This is a genomic window from Gemmatimonadales bacterium, assembly GCA_036265815.1.
GTDB lineage: Bacteria > Gemmatimonadota > Gemmatimonadetes > Gemmatimonadales > GWC2-71-9 > CAVVWJ01.
In genome coordinates this window covers 45669-59720 of the sequence record DATAOI010000062.1, presented here as the reverse complement: position 1 = coordinate 59720, position 14052 = coordinate 45669, and the positions used below count along the sequence as shown (strand labels likewise).

At 68.8% G+C, this 14052-nt stretch carries 16 protein-coding genes; 8 read left to right on the top strand and 8 right to left on the bottom strand.

Going from position 1 to position 14052, the window contains the following annotated elements; genetic code table 11:
• The coding region (locus VHR41_14050) for a M23 family metallopeptidase (GenBank protein HEX3235316.1) at positions 1–660 on the top strand (660 nt) is incomplete at its 5' end.
• Positions 660–1247 carry a hypothetical protein gene (locus tag VHR41_14045; GenBank protein ID HEX3235315.1) on the top strand — a complete coding sequence of 196 codons (588 nt, stop codon included), beginning with the start codon at positions 660–662 and terminating at the stop codon, positions 1245–1247. The genes VHR41_14050 and VHR41_14045, both read left to right, overlap by 1 nt.
• A 21-nt stretch (positions 1248–1268) precedes the next feature.
• Here VHR41_14045 and VHR41_14040 read toward each other — a convergent pair whose 3' ends face one another.
• The 3 genes from VHR41_14040 to VHR41_14030 all read right to left on the bottom strand — a co-directional run bounded on the left by VHR41_14040 (position 1269) and on the right by VHR41_14030 (position 4207).
• Positions 1269–3002: a long-chain fatty acid--CoA ligase gene (locus tag VHR41_14040; GenBank protein ID HEX3235314.1), complete on the bottom strand. Its 1734-nt coding sequence runs from the start codon at positions 3000–3002 to the stop codon at positions 1269–1271.
• Between the two features lie 75 nt (positions 3003–3077).
• On the bottom strand, positions 3078–3767 hold the full coding sequence (locus tag VHR41_14035) for a hypothetical protein (GenBank protein HEX3235313.1): 690 nt from the start codon (positions 3765–3767) through the stop codon (positions 3078–3080).
• Positions 3764–4207 (bottom strand): tetratricopeptide repeat protein, encoded by a 444-nt coding sequence (locus tag VHR41_14030; GenBank protein HEX3235312.1) that lies wholly within the window; start codon positions 4205–4207, stop codon positions 3764–3766. Before VHR41_14030 ends, VHR41_14035 begins: the two co-directional genes overlap by 4 nt.
• Positions 4208–4363: 156 nt before the next feature.
• On the opposite strand from VHR41_14030, the gene VHR41_14025 reads away from it, so the two are divergent.
• Both VHR41_14025 and VHR41_14020 read left to right on the top strand, forming a co-directional pair.
• A complete protein-coding gene (locus VHR41_14025) occupies positions 4364–4867 on the top strand; it encodes a phosphoribosyltransferase family protein (protein HEX3235311.1) in 504 nt (167 codons plus the stop codon).
• A 66-nt stretch (positions 4868–4933) separates the two neighbouring features.
• On the top strand, positions 4934–5989 hold the full coding sequence (locus tag VHR41_14020; protein ID HEX3235310.1) for a DUF4097 family beta strand repeat-containing protein: 1056 nt from the start codon (positions 4934–4936) through the stop codon (positions 5987–5989).
• On the opposite strand, the gene VHR41_14015 is transcribed toward VHR41_14020, so the two are convergent.
• The 3 genes from VHR41_14015 to VHR41_14005 are packed head-to-tail and all read right to left on the bottom strand — an operon-like array spanning position 5964 to position 9361.
• Positions 5964–6542: a V4R domain-containing protein gene (locus tag VHR41_14015; GenBank protein HEX3235309.1), complete on the bottom strand. Its 579-nt coding sequence runs from the start codon at positions 6540–6542 to the stop codon at positions 5964–5966. The two genes, VHR41_14020 and VHR41_14015, sit on opposite strands and share 26 nt — an antisense overlap.
• A gap of 27 nt (positions 6543–6569) precedes the next feature.
• The gene (gene ligA / locus VHR41_14010) at positions 6570–8585 is read right to left on the bottom strand and encodes an NAD-dependent DNA ligase LigA (GenBank protein HEX3235308.1); all 2016 of its coding nucleotides are present in this window, start codon (positions 8583–8585) and stop codon (positions 6570–6572) included.
• Entirely contained in the window at positions 8582–9361 is a 780-nt protein-coding gene (locus VHR41_14005) for a GAF domain-containing protein (protein ID HEX3235307.1), read from the bottom strand. The genes ligA and VHR41_14005 overlap by 4 nt, the downstream gene beginning before the upstream one ends.
• Positions 9362–9539: 178 nt before the next feature.
• Between VHR41_14005 and VHR41_14000 the strand changes: the two genes are divergently transcribed.
• Positions 9540–9854: a YtxH domain-containing protein gene (locus VHR41_14000; GenBank protein HEX3235306.1), complete on the top strand. Its 315-nt coding sequence runs from the start codon at positions 9540–9542 to the stop codon at positions 9852–9854.
• On the opposite strand, the gene VHR41_13995 is transcribed toward VHR41_14000, so the two are convergent.
• Positions 9851–10663 (bottom strand): tetratricopeptide repeat protein, encoded by an 813-nt coding sequence (locus tag VHR41_13995; protein ID HEX3235305.1) that lies wholly within the window; start codon positions 10661–10663, stop codon positions 9851–9853. The genes VHR41_14000 and VHR41_13995 overlap by 4 nt on opposite strands.
• A 30-nt stretch (positions 10664–10693) precedes the next feature.
• Here VHR41_13995 and VHR41_13990 point away from each other — a divergent pair, with 30 nt between their 5' ends.
• The 3 genes from VHR41_13990 to VHR41_13980 all read left to right on the top strand — a co-directional run bounded on the left by VHR41_13990 (position 10694) and on the right by VHR41_13980 (position 13467).
• Positions 10694–12028 (top strand): thymidine phosphorylase, encoded by a 1335-nt coding sequence (locus VHR41_13990; GenBank protein ID HEX3235304.1) that lies wholly within the window; start codon positions 10694–10696, stop codon positions 12026–12028.
• A 1-nt stretch (position 12029) separates the two neighbouring features.
• Positions 12030–12284 carry a hypothetical protein gene (locus VHR41_13985; GenBank protein ID HEX3235303.1) on the top strand — a complete coding sequence of 85 codons (255 nt, stop codon included), beginning with the start codon at positions 12030–12032 and terminating at the stop codon, positions 12282–12284.
• 406 nt (positions 12285–12690) lie between these two features.
• Positions 12691–13467, top strand: coding sequence for a hypothetical protein (locus VHR41_13980; protein HEX3235302.1), 777 nt, complete (start codon positions 12691–12693; stop codon positions 13465–13467).
• Between the two features lie 22 nt (positions 13468–13489).
• Here VHR41_13980 and VHR41_13975 read toward each other — a convergent pair whose 3' ends face one another.
• A complete protein-coding gene (locus tag VHR41_13975; GenBank protein ID HEX3235301.1) occupies positions 13490–14050 on the bottom strand; it encodes a dihydrofolate reductase family protein in 561 nt (186 codons plus the stop codon).
• Positions 14051–14052: the final 2 nt, after the last annotated feature.

The window sequence follows — 14052 nt, the reverse complement described above, 5'->3', positions numbered from 1 at the left end:
GGCGTCGAGTTCAACAACCCGGACGGCACGCCCGTCATGGCCGCGCTCGGCGGAAAGGTGGTCTACGCGGGTCCGGCGGAGGAGGGGGCGCTCACCGTCAGCATCAGGCACGACACGACGGTGAAGGCCGGGGGAAAGCGGTACCGGATCTATTCCACCTATTACCACAACAGCTCTCTGCTAGTGAAGGTGGGTCAGCGGGTGCAGACCGGGCGGGTGATCTCGCGGGTGGGGAACACCGGCCGCGCCACCAACGATCATCTGCATTTCGAGATGGCCGCCTCACCCACCGATTCGATCGGCGCGATCGTCGACTCGTTGCAGCGCTTTCCCCCCTACACCACCAACCCGGAGCTCTGGCTGGAACCGCTTCCGGGTACCGGGATCGTCGCCGGCCAGGTCTTCGACGGATCCGGGGCGCCGGTGCCGCAGGCCCGGATCTACGGTATCCTGAAGCGGGACCCCGCCGAGACGCCGTTCTCCTACGCCGAGACCTACGGCGACAAGGCCCACTCCCATCCACTCTATGGCGAGCACTTCGCGGTGAGCGACGTGCCGGCGGGTACCTACGTGATCGGGACGACCATCGAGGGGAAGAAGGTGTTCCGCGAGATCACCGTCGAACCCGGTCTCCTTACCTGGGTGGTGTTCAAGCCCTGATGTTCATCGAGCTCACCGATCACCTCCGCTGCCCGGCCGACCACGACGAGCAATTCCTGGTGCTCCTGCCTCACCGCATGGAAGACAGGTCGGTGCGCGAAGGTCAGCTCGGCTGCCCGGTCTGTCACCGCACGTTCGATCTGGTGGACGGCGTGCTGGACGTGGGCGGTGCTCCCGCGGTCGAGGACCGTCCCAGCGCGCTCGACGGCGACTCTCTGACCGCTTTAGTGGGACTCGGCGGCCCCGGCGGCTACCTGGTCCTGGTGGGACCGCCCGCCGCCAACTGGCAAGACGTGGCGCGGCTCAACCCGGGCGTCGGCCTCGTCGCCGTGAATCCACCTGCTGGGGTGACGGATCACGGCACGCTGAGCGTCCTGCGGGGCGGTCGGCTGCCGCTCAAGTCACATTCGATGCGGGGCGTCGTGCTGGGGACGCCGTTCGCCACCGACCCGGCCTGGGTCGGCGAAGCGGCGCGGGTCCTGCTGCCGGGGCTTCGGGTTGTGGGGGAGAGCGAGGATCCGGCGAGTGATTCGATCGACCTGATGGCCAGCGCCGAGGGCGTCTGGGTGGGCACTCGCCGGCGCTGACGCCGCTCTGCGGGCGGCGCCTCAGGCCACGTGAGGCTCCGCGTAGAGTGTCTCGATGGCCGAGCGATGGCGTTCCTCCACGATGCGGCGGCGGACCTTGAGGGTCGGGGTGAGCTCGCCGGACTCGACGCTGAAGTCCCGCGCCATCAGCAGGAACTTCTTGGGCATCTCGAACTGGGCCAGGTCGCGCAGGGTCTTCCGGACCTCGCGCTCGATCGCGCCGCGGACCTCCGTCCGGCCCAGCAGCGCCTCCATCGTCTCGTCGCTGAATCCGTGGCGCGCGCACCAGTCCCGCAGCGCCTCCTCGTTGGGAACGATCAGCATGATGGGGAAGGGGCGCCGGTCGCCCAGCATGACGGCGTTGGCGACGTACCGACTGGTCTTGGCAAGGTTCTCGATCGGCTGAGGCGCGATGTTCTTGCCCGCTGCGGTGACGATCAGGTCTTTCTTGCGATCGGTGATCCGGAGGTAGCCTTCGGCGTCGATCTCGCCGATGTCGCCGGTGTGGAACCAGCCGTCGGCATCGAGCGCCTCGGCGGTCGCCTCGGGCTTGCCGAAGTAGCCCCGCATGATGTTCGGGCCCCGCGCCAGGATCTCACCGTCGGGGGCGATCCGCACCTCCTCGCCGGGGATGGGCCGCCCCACGGTCCCCAGCTTGTGATGCTCGAACGTATTGACTGCGATCACCGGCGATGTCTCGGTCAGGCCATATCCTTCCAAGACCGGCATCCCGGCGGCGTAGAAGAAGCGCGCCACATCGGCCGAGAGCGGGGCGCCGCCGGAGATGAAGAATCGAATGCGGCCACCGGTTCTCGCGCGGAGCTTGGCGAAGACCAGCCGGTCGGCCAGGCCGCGTCGGAACGCGAGTCCCGGGCCGATCGTGCGTCCATCCACCGCGCGCTCGGCCCACTCCTCACCCACCCGACGGGCCCATCGGAATATGCGCTGCCGGGGCAGCGAGCTCGCCCGAACGCTCTCGAGTACCCTGCCGTAGATCTTCTCGTACAGCCGCGGGACCGAGGCCATCACCGTGGGCCGCCGGTCCTGCATGTCCGCCGGCACGCTCTCGATGCTCTCGGCGTAGTTGATGACCACACCGGCGTGGAGCATCGAGTAGTGGCCGAACATCCGCTCGAAGATGTGGGAGAGCGGCAGGAACGAGAGGCACTCGTCGACGTCGGAGAAGCTGAACATCGGCACGCAGTTGGAGACGTTGGAGGCGATGTTGCCGTGAGTCAGCATCACCCCTTTGGGGTCACCCGTGGTGCCCGAGGTGTAGATGATCGTGGCGAGGTCTTCCGGGGCAGCGCGGAGGGCCGCCGCGCGCCAGTCGGGATAGCGCAAGCGCGCGGCCTGGCCGCGGGCCAGCACTTCGCTCCAGCCGAGCACGCCACGCTCGGGAGCGGCCTGGTCGAGCGCGATGACGTGGCGGATGGCGGGGAGCCTGTCCCGCACGGCCCGAAGCTTCTCCAGTTGGGCGGCAGATGAGACCAATACCGCCACGGAGCCGGAGTCTCGCAGGATGTATTCGGCTTGCCTGGCGGGGAGGGTGGGGTAGATCGGGACGTCGGTGCAGCGGGCGGCCAGGCAGGCATAATCGGCGATGGCCCATTCGGGACGATTCTCCGACAGGATCGCAAGCCGATCCCCCGGGCTGACACCCAGCTCGAGCAGGCCGATGCTGAAGTCCTCGACCTGTTCCGCAAACTCGGTGTAGCTCAGCGCCACCCAACGTCCGTCCCGCTTGGCGCGCATGGCCACCGGTCGAGAGCCGAAGGCTTCGAGCGCGCCGAAGTACAGGCTGGTGAGGGTCGGTGGCGTGGCGGCCTCCTACTGGAAGTGAACGATGAACCGCTGGCCCGAGCCGGGAACCACGGCACCATGGGTGCGGAACGCGCTCACCTGGACGATCGCGCTGTCGGGCTGGCCCACGCCGGTCACCCGGTTGAGCGTCATGCTGCTCACGCCGTCACTGCCGGTGGAGACGGTGTCCACCAGGACGCCGCCGGGAAGCTCGACCGTGTGGGGGACGCCGGTGAGAACGGGTGAGGTGATGGTGTAGATCACCGGACGGCTGGCGAGGGGCCCCGCCGGATCGAAGCTCTCCAGCCGGACGAGCATCACGGCCGAGGCGGACTCATCGGCCAGGACGGTCAGCACCGAGTCTCCCGCGATGATCAGGGTGTCGGCGGGTGCCAAAACCGTGAGGGTGATCAGCCCCGAGGCGAGTGATCCGACGGTGGCCTGGAAGCGGGCGGTGCCGGGGAAGAGTCCGCTCACAATGCCGCTGGCGGGATCGATGCTGGCGGTGGTGTCGACGGCACGCCACGTGATCGTGGTGTTTACCGTGTTGCCGTCCCGGTCGAGCGCCCGTGCCGTCAGCTGGAGTGACTCACCGACCTCCAGGACGCTGGACGCGGGAGCGCTGACCTCGAGGGCCACCACGCCGGCGTCGCCCTCGTCGAGATTGCTGCAGCCCACCAGCAGTCCGAGCACCAGCGCGCGCCGCCAGCGGATCACCTGGTCTCCGAGGCGGGAGTGCCGGCGATATCCCGCAGCGCGGTTTCCGCGTGGCGGACCCAGCGTTCGGCGTCCGGCCCCTTGGGCGGTCGAGCGAGGAATGCCCGGAGGTGCTCCGCGGCCTGCTGCACGTCCCCCCGCTTGAGCAGCAGGAACGCGACCCCGTAATGCGCCCCGCCCAGGCTCTCATCCAGCTCCAGCGCGCGCTTGTAGTGCCGGATGGCCTCCTCCGGCTGGCCGGTCTTAGTGAAGGCGATGGCCATGTTGAGCAGAATGCGGGAGTCGCTGGGGTTGTCTCGGAAGGCCAGGCGGTACGAGGTCAAGGCCGCCTCGAAATCGCCCTGACGCTCCAGCGCCAGACCCTCGTTCAGGTAGTCGAGTCGCTGGGGCTGGAGCGTCTCGCGATGGCCCTTGCCGAACAGGCGTCGCCAGAAGGTCATGAGGTCAGAGGGCTCTCTGAGCAAAGTCAAACGGGCACAACGCCTTGGGCTGCCGCAAAGATAGTCCTCGTGGGCGACGGCCGCAACGCATCGTGGACTCGGTTGCCCGGCTGCCATAAGCGGCGTAGGTTGGGGATGTCCCGTCCGGAGGTCCCCATGCGCCGTCCCACGCCGGCCGGTCCCAAAGGCGTGCTCGAGGTCGACTGGCCGTTCTTCGGCGAGCTCTGCCGTGCCCTCGCGCTTCGAGTGGCCCACCAGTACCAGCCCGAGATCGTGCTCGGCATCGCCAAGGCCGGCGTCATTCCGGGCGTGGTGGTCGCCTCCATCCTGCAGTGCGAGTTCAGCTCCATGGCCGTCACCCGGCGGGAAGCGGGGGCGCAACCGGTGCTGGTCTCGGGTCCGCCGCCCACCATCCGAGGGCGGCGCGTGTTGATCGTGGACGAGACCTGCGATACCGGCAGCACCATGAAGCTCGCCCTCCACGAGGTCCGGGCGCTCAAGCCGGCCGAGGTCCTGACCGCGGTGTCCTTCAAGACCGGCGAGTACACCCCCGACTTTCATGCCTTCGAGAGCGAGAGCTTCATCATTCTGCCCTGGGACCGAGAGATCATCCAGGACGGGGAGCTGGTCGTTCGACCGGATTACGCCGCGCGACTCTAGGAAGCGCTGCAACCTTCTCGCCCGCGGCGCCGTCTAACGGCGGTCCCCTCCCGAGGAGTGCAGCCGATGCGGCTCGTCGCCATCCTTCCGTTTCTCATCGCAGCCCCCGCCATGCTCAGCGCCCAACAGGAACGCCACTCCATCGAGGGCGACAACGTCGCCATCTACAACCTGGTCGGTGAGGTGAGTGTCGAAGCCGGCCAGGGCTCGGTGGTGGTCCAGGTGACCCGGGGCGGCAGCGCGGCCGGCCAGCTCCGGGTCGAGCAGGGTGAGATCGATGATCGCCAGACTCTCCGGGTCATCTATCCGTCCAACCATATCACCTATGGCAAGCAGGGCAGCGGCTCCACCCAACTCGAGGTGCGGGACGACGGCACCTTCGGAGACGAGCACGGCCGGTACGAGCACGAGCACACCCACGGCCGGCGAGTCACCATCGAGGATCGGGGCGGCGGGCTCGACGCCCACGCCGATCTCCGGATCACGGTGCCGGCCGGGCAGCAGGTCGCCATTCACCTGGCGGTAGGCACCGTCACCCTCGCCAACGTAAACGGCCGTATCTCGGTCGACGCGCACAGCGCACCGGTGACGGCCACAGGGGCCAAGGGAGAGTTGAGCCTGGATGTCGGCTCCGGCACCGTGCGGGCCAGTCAGATCGAGGGAGACCTCATGGTGGACACCGGGTCGGGATCGGTCGAGGTGTCCCGTTATCACGGCAGGACGCTCTCGGTGGATACCGGGTCGGGAGACGTAACGGGCACCGAGCTGGAGGCCGCGGAACTCTCGATCGATACCGGGTCGGGGAGCATCCGGCTTACCGGGGTCACGGCGCCCGAGGTGTCGCTGGAGACGGGAAGCGGCTCGGTGAACACCGATCTCCACCGCGAGATTCACACGTTGAGCGTGGAGACCGGCTCCGGCAACATCGCCATTACGGCGCCGCCGACGTTGAGCGCCAGGGTGGAGATCCAGACAGCGAGCGGCGACATCGAGAGCGACTTCCCGCTGACGGTCACCCGCCGAGCCCGGGATCACGTCGAGGGACAGATCGGTGACGGGAAGGGGTCGATCGCGATCGAGACTGGGTCGGGCGGAGTCAGGCTGCTGAAGAGCTCGCAGTGAGCCCGAGCGCGTCGGCGTAGCCCGAGCCCTGGGCCATGCGGTCGTACAGGGCGCTCAAGGTTTCGGGAGCGCCCGCGAGGAACCGGCAGCGGGCATCACCCCGGGATCGGCACTCCACCTCCATAACCGCCACCAGGCCATCCGACAGTCTTCCGAGAAAGTCCGCCAGCAGTCCGCAGGTCAGATGGCACGAGGGGAACTCACCGCGGCTCTCATCCGAGGCCTCCGCCCACTCGGCGGAGTCGAGGGCCAGAACCGCCGGGCCCAGCGGAGTGACGGCGAGCGCACCCCATCCCTGCTCGCTGAAGAACTCGGAGAGCACCTCGCTCAGAAACTGCACGTCGAGGTCGCCCGCGTGCTCCACGCCGCGGGCGGCCACCAGCCAGTCACCGAACTCGCGAAACAACTCCTCCCCGCCCGCGAATCCTGCCTCCTGCAGGTAGCCGGCCGCCTGGAGGCCGGTATCGCGCTCCAGTGCCGTGCGAAGCTGATGAATCACTCGGCGGCCGAGTCGAAGCCCCGGGTGGTGCGGCCTGGGTGGCTGGGTGCTCATGGGTGACCGGGTTGAAGGTGCTGCATCTTAGGCCGTGCGCCCGAGTCGACGCAAGAGCTCCGCCTCATCGATGATCTCGATCTCCAACGCCTTGGCCTTCTCCAGCTTGCCACCCGCCTCCTCTCCGGCCACCACGGCGTCGGTCCGCTTGCTCACGCTGCCGGCCACACGGCCGCCGGCCGCCTCGATGAGCTCGATGGCTCGAGCCCGCGAGAGCGTCGGCAAGCTGCCGGTGAGCACCAGCGTCTTGCCCGCGAGCGCCCCGTCCGCGTCGTGCGCCCGCGGCTCCGCGAACGTGAGGCCGGACGCCTCCAGCCGCTGCAACAGCCGCCGGTTGCGTGGCTCCCGAAAGAAGGCCGCCACCGCCTCGGCGATGGCAGGGCCCACTCCGGGGGCGGCGTTGATGGTCTCCTCCGAGGCCTCCATCAACGCGTGCATGGTGCCGAACCGGCGGGCCAGCAACACCGCCACGGTCTTGCCGACGTGCCGGATACCCAGGGCGAACAGCAGAGACGACAGGGGTCGCGCCTTGGAGGCCGCGATGGCCGCCACCAGCTGCTCGGCGGACTGGCTGGCGAAGCGGTCGAGTTCGACCAGCTGCTCGGCGGTCAGATCGTAGAGATCGGCGACGTTTTCGATCAACTTGGCGTCGAGGAGCTGCCGCACCCGCTCGTAGCCAAGGCCGCGGATGTCCATCGCATCCCGGGATGCGTAGTGGACGATTCCCTCCAGCACCCGGCCGGGACAGGATACGTTGGGGCAGAAGCGCATGGCCTCGTCGGCGGGATGCTCCACCTCGGTGTTGCAGGCGGGGCAGCGGTCCGGCATGGTGAAGGCCCGCTCGCCGCCGGTCCGGCGCTCGATGAGTGGCCGCACGACCTGGGGGATCACCTCGCCGGCGCGGATCACCTCGACCCAGTCGCCGATGCGGATGTCCTTCTGGGCGATCAGCTCCTCGTTGTGCAGCGTGGCGCTGCTCACGGTGACCCCGGTGATCACCACCGGCTCCAGCGCCGCCCAGGGGTTGAGCGCGCCGGTGCGGCCGACGTTGATCAGAATGTCGTTCAGGCGGGTGACGGCGACTTCGGGCGCGAACTTCCGCGCGATGGCCCAGCGCGGCTCCCGCGCGCCGATGGTGCCGAGCTCGGCGTGCAGGGCGAGCCGGTTCACCTTGACGACCACGCCGTCGGCCTGAAAGGGCAGGGTGGGGATCAGCTCCTCGTAGCCCACCACCTTGGCCTGGACCTCGTCGAGCGTCTCACAGCGCTCGCGGTGCTCCTCCACCTGGAAGCCCCACGTCTGCAGCAGGTCCAGCAGCTCCCAGTGGGTCCGGGCGCTCAGCCGGCCCTCCATCGGCTCCGCCGCAAAGGCGAACATCCGGAGCCGCCGCTTCCGCACCAGCGCCGGATCCAGTTGGCGCAGCCCACCCGCCGCGGCGTTCCGGGGGTTGGCGAAGAGCAGCTCGCCGCCACGCTCGCGCTCCTGGTTCACCCGCTTGAACCCGGCGTACGGCATGTAGACTTCCCCCCGCACTTCCATGGCGCGGGGCCAGCCGGTGCCCTTGAGCGTGAGCGGAATGTCGGAGATGGTGCGGAGGTTGGCCGTGATGTTCTCCCCGATGACCCCATTCCCCCGAGTGGCGCCGACGGTGAGTCGGCCCTCCTCGTAGGTGAGGCTCACGGCGGCGCCGTCGATCTTCACTTCCGTGGTGTATCCTGCCTGGCGCACCTCGGGCAGCATCCGGGCGTTGCGCTCCTCCCAGGCGGTCAGCTCCTCGGGAGAGAAGGCATTGGCCAGCGAGAGCATCGGTTTGCGGTGGGTGAACTTGGGCAGCGCGCTCGCCAGCGGCGCGCCGACCCGCTGGGTGGGGCTGTCCGGACTCTGCAGCTCGGGGTGGGCCTGCTCCAGCGCCTGTAGCTCGCGGAACAGTCGATCGTATTCCGCGTCGGAGATCTCCGGGGCATCGATGACGTAGTAGGCGTGGTTGGCCCGATCGATCTGCTCCCGCAGCCGGGCCGCCTGCTCTGCCGCACTCCGACTCACCGCGAAGCGACCTCCTGGCCGAGCACCGCCTGCGCCACCCCGACCAGCCGCTCGATCTCGTCCGACGCGCTCACGCCCAGCTCGAGCTCGTCTTCCGGGCCGCTTCGGCGGGGATATCCGGCCAGGAGGCGGCGCATGAACTCGATCAGGGCGGCCTGCTCGTGCTCCCGCCGGCGTTGCGCGTCGCCCTCGCCCTGGCGCTGGCGCATCCGGTCGAAACGGTGGGCGTTCCTGAGGGCCTTCGCGGTCAGGTTGGCCACCACCTGGCAGAACGCCAGGTCATCGGCGGAGAAGGCCGGACCGTCGCGGAAGGTGCGGAGGAAGATCGCGCCGATCGCCGCGCCCCGCCACGTGATCGGAATGACGGTGATGGTCTTGACCTTGCGCGCGGCCAGCGCCCATCGAGCCGAGCCGAGCGACGGATCGGTCGAGGCATCGGCGATGAACACGGTCTCACCGGTCTGCAGGGCGCGCCGGAGCTCGGGGTAGCGGTCGAGATCCACCACGTAGTTGCGGATGCCGGGGTCCTCGTAGCTCGCCACCAGACGCACGCTGCGGCCACCGCGCTCCGCCAGGAAAATGGAGCAGCGGTCGAGGCCGAAGGTCTCGCCCAGCCGCAGCGTGACCGAGCGCACGATGTCGCCGAACTGCAGCGAGCCACCGATATCCTGCAGGATCTCGACTACCGCCAGCAGGTGCTTCCGCTCCTGCTCCAGCGCATTCAGCCGGGCCTGCAGCCGTTCGACCTCATCGATCGCCGTAGCTGCCGTCGTCATGGGAGGCATCCTGAAGGAATAGGTTAGCTGATAATAAGCCGCCGGCCCGCCGGGGAAAGTGGGTGAAGCAAGCTGCAGGGTGGCTGTCAAAAGTCTATGGTGTCTCGATGGTTGACGGCCTCCCCGATGTCTGTAGCTTGCAGGCAAGGTGCGCGCCCACATCCCCGGAGGGTGGACCATGGCAGCGGACGAGAGCGGCTTCGAGGAAGGAAACGAGCAGGAGCAGGGGCCCACAGGTGGTGGCCTGGGCGGCTTCGCCGTCGGCGTGATCTTCGGTGCCTTTCTGGGAGCCGGCATCGCGCTGCTCTTCGCGCCGGAGCGCGGGGACAAGACCCGCCGGAGACTCCGGCACCGGCTGCGCAGCCTGCGGGATGAGGCGGGAGACCAGCTGGAGCGCGCCGGCAAGCGGAGCGGGCGGGAGTTGCTCCGCCACCGCCGGCGGCTCGAGGCGGGCGTAGAGCGGGCCGTGTCGCGGGCTCGGGACGTACTCTAGGCGCCGGCTCGGGGCCGGCTCGAGTCCTTCCTGGCGATCCGCATGCTCAAGGCTGCGGCTTCCCGTTTGTAGACGCTGTCCATGATCTCCCGGTCCGGCAGGGCGGCCACCGCATCGAGCTGGGCCCTCGCCTCGGCATATCGCTTCCGGTCCACGTAGATCTCCGCCAGCTCCAACCGGTGGTAGAGGCGCTTGGGATCCAGCTCCACGGCTTTTTCCATGTTGGAGATGGCTCCCTCCCAGGAGGCCCGCTTGAAGACGCCCGCGCCGAGGAAGCTCCTGGCAAAGAACCGGCTGAAGCCCGAGAGCCGCATGATCTCGGCGTTCCACCGTCCCAGGATGTGATAGGCTCCGTCGTGCCGGGGGTTGAGCTGGATGGCCCGCTCGGCCTCGTCCCGGATCACCACAGCCCGGCGAATCCGGTCCTTCTTTCCCATCGTGAGCGAGGCGCGGCCGATCGAGGCGGCGAGAGCGAAGTGGCCGTCCGCCCCGTTCGAATCGGCTGCTACTGCGCGGCGGGCATGGCGTTCGGCCTCCGCATAGAGAGAGTCACGCTTGGGGCTCTTGATGCTGTCGGGGATCTGCTCGCCCTCATCGAGGAGCACCAGGGCGGCGCGCCAGTTGGCCTCGTAGTCGGTCGAATCGAGTGCCAGCGCGGCCTGGAAGTGGGCCAGTCCGGTCCGGAGATCGTGGGCGTGCACGGCGGCGGTGCCCATCGCCAGGTGGGCCGCCACGTCCTGCGCCTCCGCCGATCCTGTGGCCAGGGCCGTCGATATGAGACCGAACACTATGCGCAACGACTTGGGCACACGGCGATCCACGGTATCGGGTGATCCCGAATGGTGATCCCTTCCCTCATCGAGCACAAGCGCGACGGTGGCGCGCTCAGCCCGGAGCAGTGGGCTGAGCTGATCGCCCGGTACACCGCGGGCGAAGTGCCTGACTACCAGATGGCCGCACTCCTGATGGCGGTGGTCTGGCGGGGACTCGCCCCGGCGGAGCTGGCGGCGCTCACCGACGCGATGATCGCGTCCGGCGACCGGCTGCGTTTCGATGGATTCGAGCGGCCACTGGTGGACAAGCACTCCACCGGCGGCGTGGGCGACAAGGTCTCCCTGCTCCTGGCGCCGATGGTGGCGAGCTGCGGGGTCGGCGTGCCCATGATGTCGGGTCGGGGCCTCGGTCATACCGGAGGAACCCTGGACAAGCTGGAGTCCATCCCCGGCTTCCGGACCGCCCTCTCGCTGCGGGAGGCCCGGGCCCAAGTCGAGCGGATCGGATGCGCCATGCTGGGGCAGACGCCCGAGATCGCGCCGGCCGACAAGCGGCTCTACGCGCTCCGGGACGTGACCGGCACGGTCGAATCGATCCCGCTCATCGCCGCCAGCATCATGTCGAAGAAGCTCGCCGAGGGGCTCACCGGACTGGTGCTCGACGTCAAGACCGGAAGCGGGGCATTCATGCCCCAGCCGGAGCGGGCCGCGGAGCTGGCCCGCACCATGATCGAGCTGGGCGAGGTGCGCGGCTGTCCCACCGTGGCGCTGCTCACCGCCATGGATCGCCCTTTGGGCCGCGCCTGCGGCAACGCGCTCGAGGTGGAGGAGTCGATCCAGGGGCTCCGCGGGGACGGGCCCGAGGACCTCATGGAGGTCACCTACGCGCTGGGGGCCGAGATGCTGCTGTTGGTGGGCGCGGCCGCCGATCTGGGGGACGCGCGGCGGCGGCTGCGGGACGCCGTCGATTCGGGTCGTGCACTGGAGACCTTCGCCCGCATCATCGAGGCCCAGGGCGGCAATCCAGCCGTGCTGGAGGACCCCGGCATCCTACCACAGGCCCGGGCGGTGGAAGTGTTTCGGGCTCCGCGGAGCGGCGTCGTCTCGGCGGTCGAGCCGCGGCGGATCGGGCGGGCCATCGTGGAGCTGGGCGGCGGGCGGCGGACCGTCGAGGATGAGATCGATCCCGCGGTGGGCTTCGTGATCACCGTCAAGCCGGGCGACCCGGTGAAGGCCGGCGAGCCGGTGGCCTCGGTGTTCGCCGGCGACGAGCGCGGGATCGCTGGCGGACTCGCCGCGCTGACCGAGGCCATCACCATCGGGGGGGAGCCCAAGCGGTGCCCGCTCATCTCCCACCGGATCACCCGGGCCGGCGTGGAGACGCTCCGGCCGGGGAGCTGACGTGCCGATCGTGAGCGGCCCGGTGGGCACCATCCTGGTGGCCTGCGCGGTGCTGGCCTCCGTGGTCGTTTGGCTGGCGCGCCGCCGCCGCTATCCCGGTCCGCGGCGGCTGCCGGAGGACGACCAGATCGACCGCGAGGCACTGGAGGCGGCCGAGCGCGAAGTGCGCGATCTGGACGCGACCCGTCGTCCGGATCAGGGCTTCGAGGGCGACGAGTGGGGACCCGGCGTACCCCGGCCCCGGGTCCGACGCTGACCGGCCCAACACTTCGGGAGCCCAGGCGTATATGACTTGGAAGCCAGGGCACGTCGAACATTCTCAGCTGCGCAGGAACGCACCATTCATCCCCACGCTCTTGGATACCCTGCCACTGGCAGCACCTGGGTTTTCGGCCTCGGCGCACCGGGGCAGCGTGACTCCCGGATAATGACGGCGGACCCGCGCGCGACTCTCGACATGATGCCGGGTGGGCCGGGTGGACCGCCGGACGGGCCTCCGCCACGATGAAGCGCCCGCACCCCGGCCGAGCCGAGGTGCGGCTGGCCCAACTGTTTCACCCCCCTCTCCGTATTCGGTGCATCGACATCCGGACAGCACGTCCGCATCGCGCATTCAAGACGCGGTATCGACCCACGCAACACCGAGTACTGGAGAAGTGGAAATGGAAAAGCTGATCGACAACGACGATGAACCGGTGGGACGGGTGCTCACCCGGCGGGACGCGATCCTGCTGCTGGGAGGGCTCGGGGCGGGAGGGCTGCTGTGGCTGGCCGGGTGCTCGGGCAGCGACACCACGGGCATCAGCGATACCGGAAACGGCGGCGGCTCACTCGACTGCGCGGTGAAGCCGGCGTTGACCGAGGGCCCATACTACGTCGACGAGAACCTGACTCGGTCGGACATCCGGGCCGACAGCTCCACTGGCACGCTGCAGGACGGGGCGCTGCTGGCGCTGACCTTCAACGTCTCCTGGATCGGCTCCAATGCGTGCAGCCGGCTGGCTGGGGCCATCGTCGACGTGTGGCACTGCAACGCGCTCGGAGTGTACTCGGATACGCAGGACCCCGGCTTCAACACGGTGGGGCAGGATTGGCTGCGCGGCAACCAGCTCACCGATGCCAGCGGGGTCGCCAGCTTCACCACTATCGTCCCCGGCTGGTACTCGGGCCGGGCCACCCACATCCACTTCAAGATCCGTTCGGCCGCCTCGGCCAGCTCCACGTACGAGTTCACCTCGCAGCTCTTCTTCGACGAGAGCTTTCTCACGGCGCTGTACACCGGACAGGCGCCCTACACCACGAAGGGAGACAGTGGCCGCTTGCGCAACGCGAGCGACGGGATCTACAACCAGGGCGGCTCGGAGCTGCTGCTCAGCACCACGGCGATCGGGAGCGGGTACGCCGCGGCGATCAACATCGGGCTGGATCTGAGCGCCTGAGTGGCGCTCAGACATCGGGCGGCTAGGCGGCCTCCTCGATCGGCGCGTAGCGGAGGACCACGGCTCCCGTCTTCAGCGCACGGGACTCGAGCAGCTGGAGCTTCTGGCCCTCCACACCGGGCTTGAAGAGCGGCTGGCCCTTGCCGAGCACGATCGGCGCGATACAGATGCGATACTCGTCGAACAGGCCGCGCCGCATCAATGAGGCGGACAGCCTGGCGCTGCCGAAGACGAAGAGATCCTTGCCGGACTCACGCTTGAGCTCCGCGACCGCGTCGCCCGCGTCGCCCTTCACCAGCCGGGTGTTGTTCCAATGCGCCGCGTCGAGCGTCTTGGAGAAGACCACCTTGGGTACCGCGTTCATGAGGTTGGCGATCTCGCCGGTGGCAGTCGACCAGTAGTCGGCCATCCCCTGATACGTGGTACGGCCGAAGAGCAGGGCGCCGACCTCGTGTAGCTGATCGGTCGAGAACCCCTCCAGCTCCTCGCCCCAGGCGGTGTTGTGGAACTCGAGGTCCCACGGCTCCGCCCCCTCGAAGTAGCCATCCAGGGTCTGCAGATTCCACATCACGAGCTTGCTCATGG

What these genes read in the sequence shown, in the direction of transcription:
- VHR41_14045 (HEX3235315.1), top strand. Translation starts at nt 660, where the DNA reads ATGTTCATCGAGCTCACCGATCACCTCCGCTGCCCGGCCGACCACGAC.
- VHR41_14030 (HEX3235312.1), bottom strand. Translation starts at nt 4,207, where the DNA reads ATGACCTTCTGGCGACGCCTGTTCGGCAAGGGCCATCGCGAGACGCTC.
- VHR41_14020 (HEX3235310.1), top strand. Translation starts at nt 4,934, where the DNA reads ATGCGGCTCGTCGCCATCCTTCCGTTTCTCATCGCAGCCCCCGCCATG.
- VHR41_14005 (HEX3235307.1), bottom strand. Translation starts at nt 9,361, where the DNA reads ATGACGACGGCAGCTACGGCGATCGATGAGGTCGAACGGCTGCAGGCC.
- VHR41_14015 (HEX3235309.1), bottom strand. Translation starts at nt 6,542, where the DNA reads ATGAGCACCCAGCCACCCAGGCCGCACCACCCGGGGCTTCGACTCGGC.
- VHR41_13975 (HEX3235301.1), bottom strand. Translation starts at nt 14,050, where the DNA reads ATGAGCAAGCTCGTGATGTGGAATCTGCAGACCCTGGATGGCTACTTC.
- VHR41_14000 (HEX3235306.1), top strand. Translation starts at nt 9,540, where the DNA reads ATGGCAGCGGACGAGAGCGGCTTCGAGGAAGGAAACGAGCAGGAGCAG.
- VHR41_13980 (HEX3235302.1), top strand. Translation starts at nt 12,691, where the DNA reads ATGGAAAAGCTGATCGACAACGACGATGAACCGGTGGGACGGGTGCTC.
- VHR41_13990 (HEX3235304.1), top strand. Translation starts at nt 10,694, where the DNA reads ATGGTGATCCCTTCCCTCATCGAGCACAAGCGCGACGGTGGCGCGCTC.
- VHR41_14040 (HEX3235314.1), bottom strand. Translation starts at nt 3,002, where the DNA reads ATGCGCGCCAAGCGGGACGGACGTTGGGTGGCGCTGAGCTACACCGAG.
- VHR41_14025 (HEX3235311.1), top strand. Translation starts at nt 4,364, where the DNA reads ATGCGCCGTCCCACGCCGGCCGGTCCCAAAGGCGTGCTCGAGGTCGAC.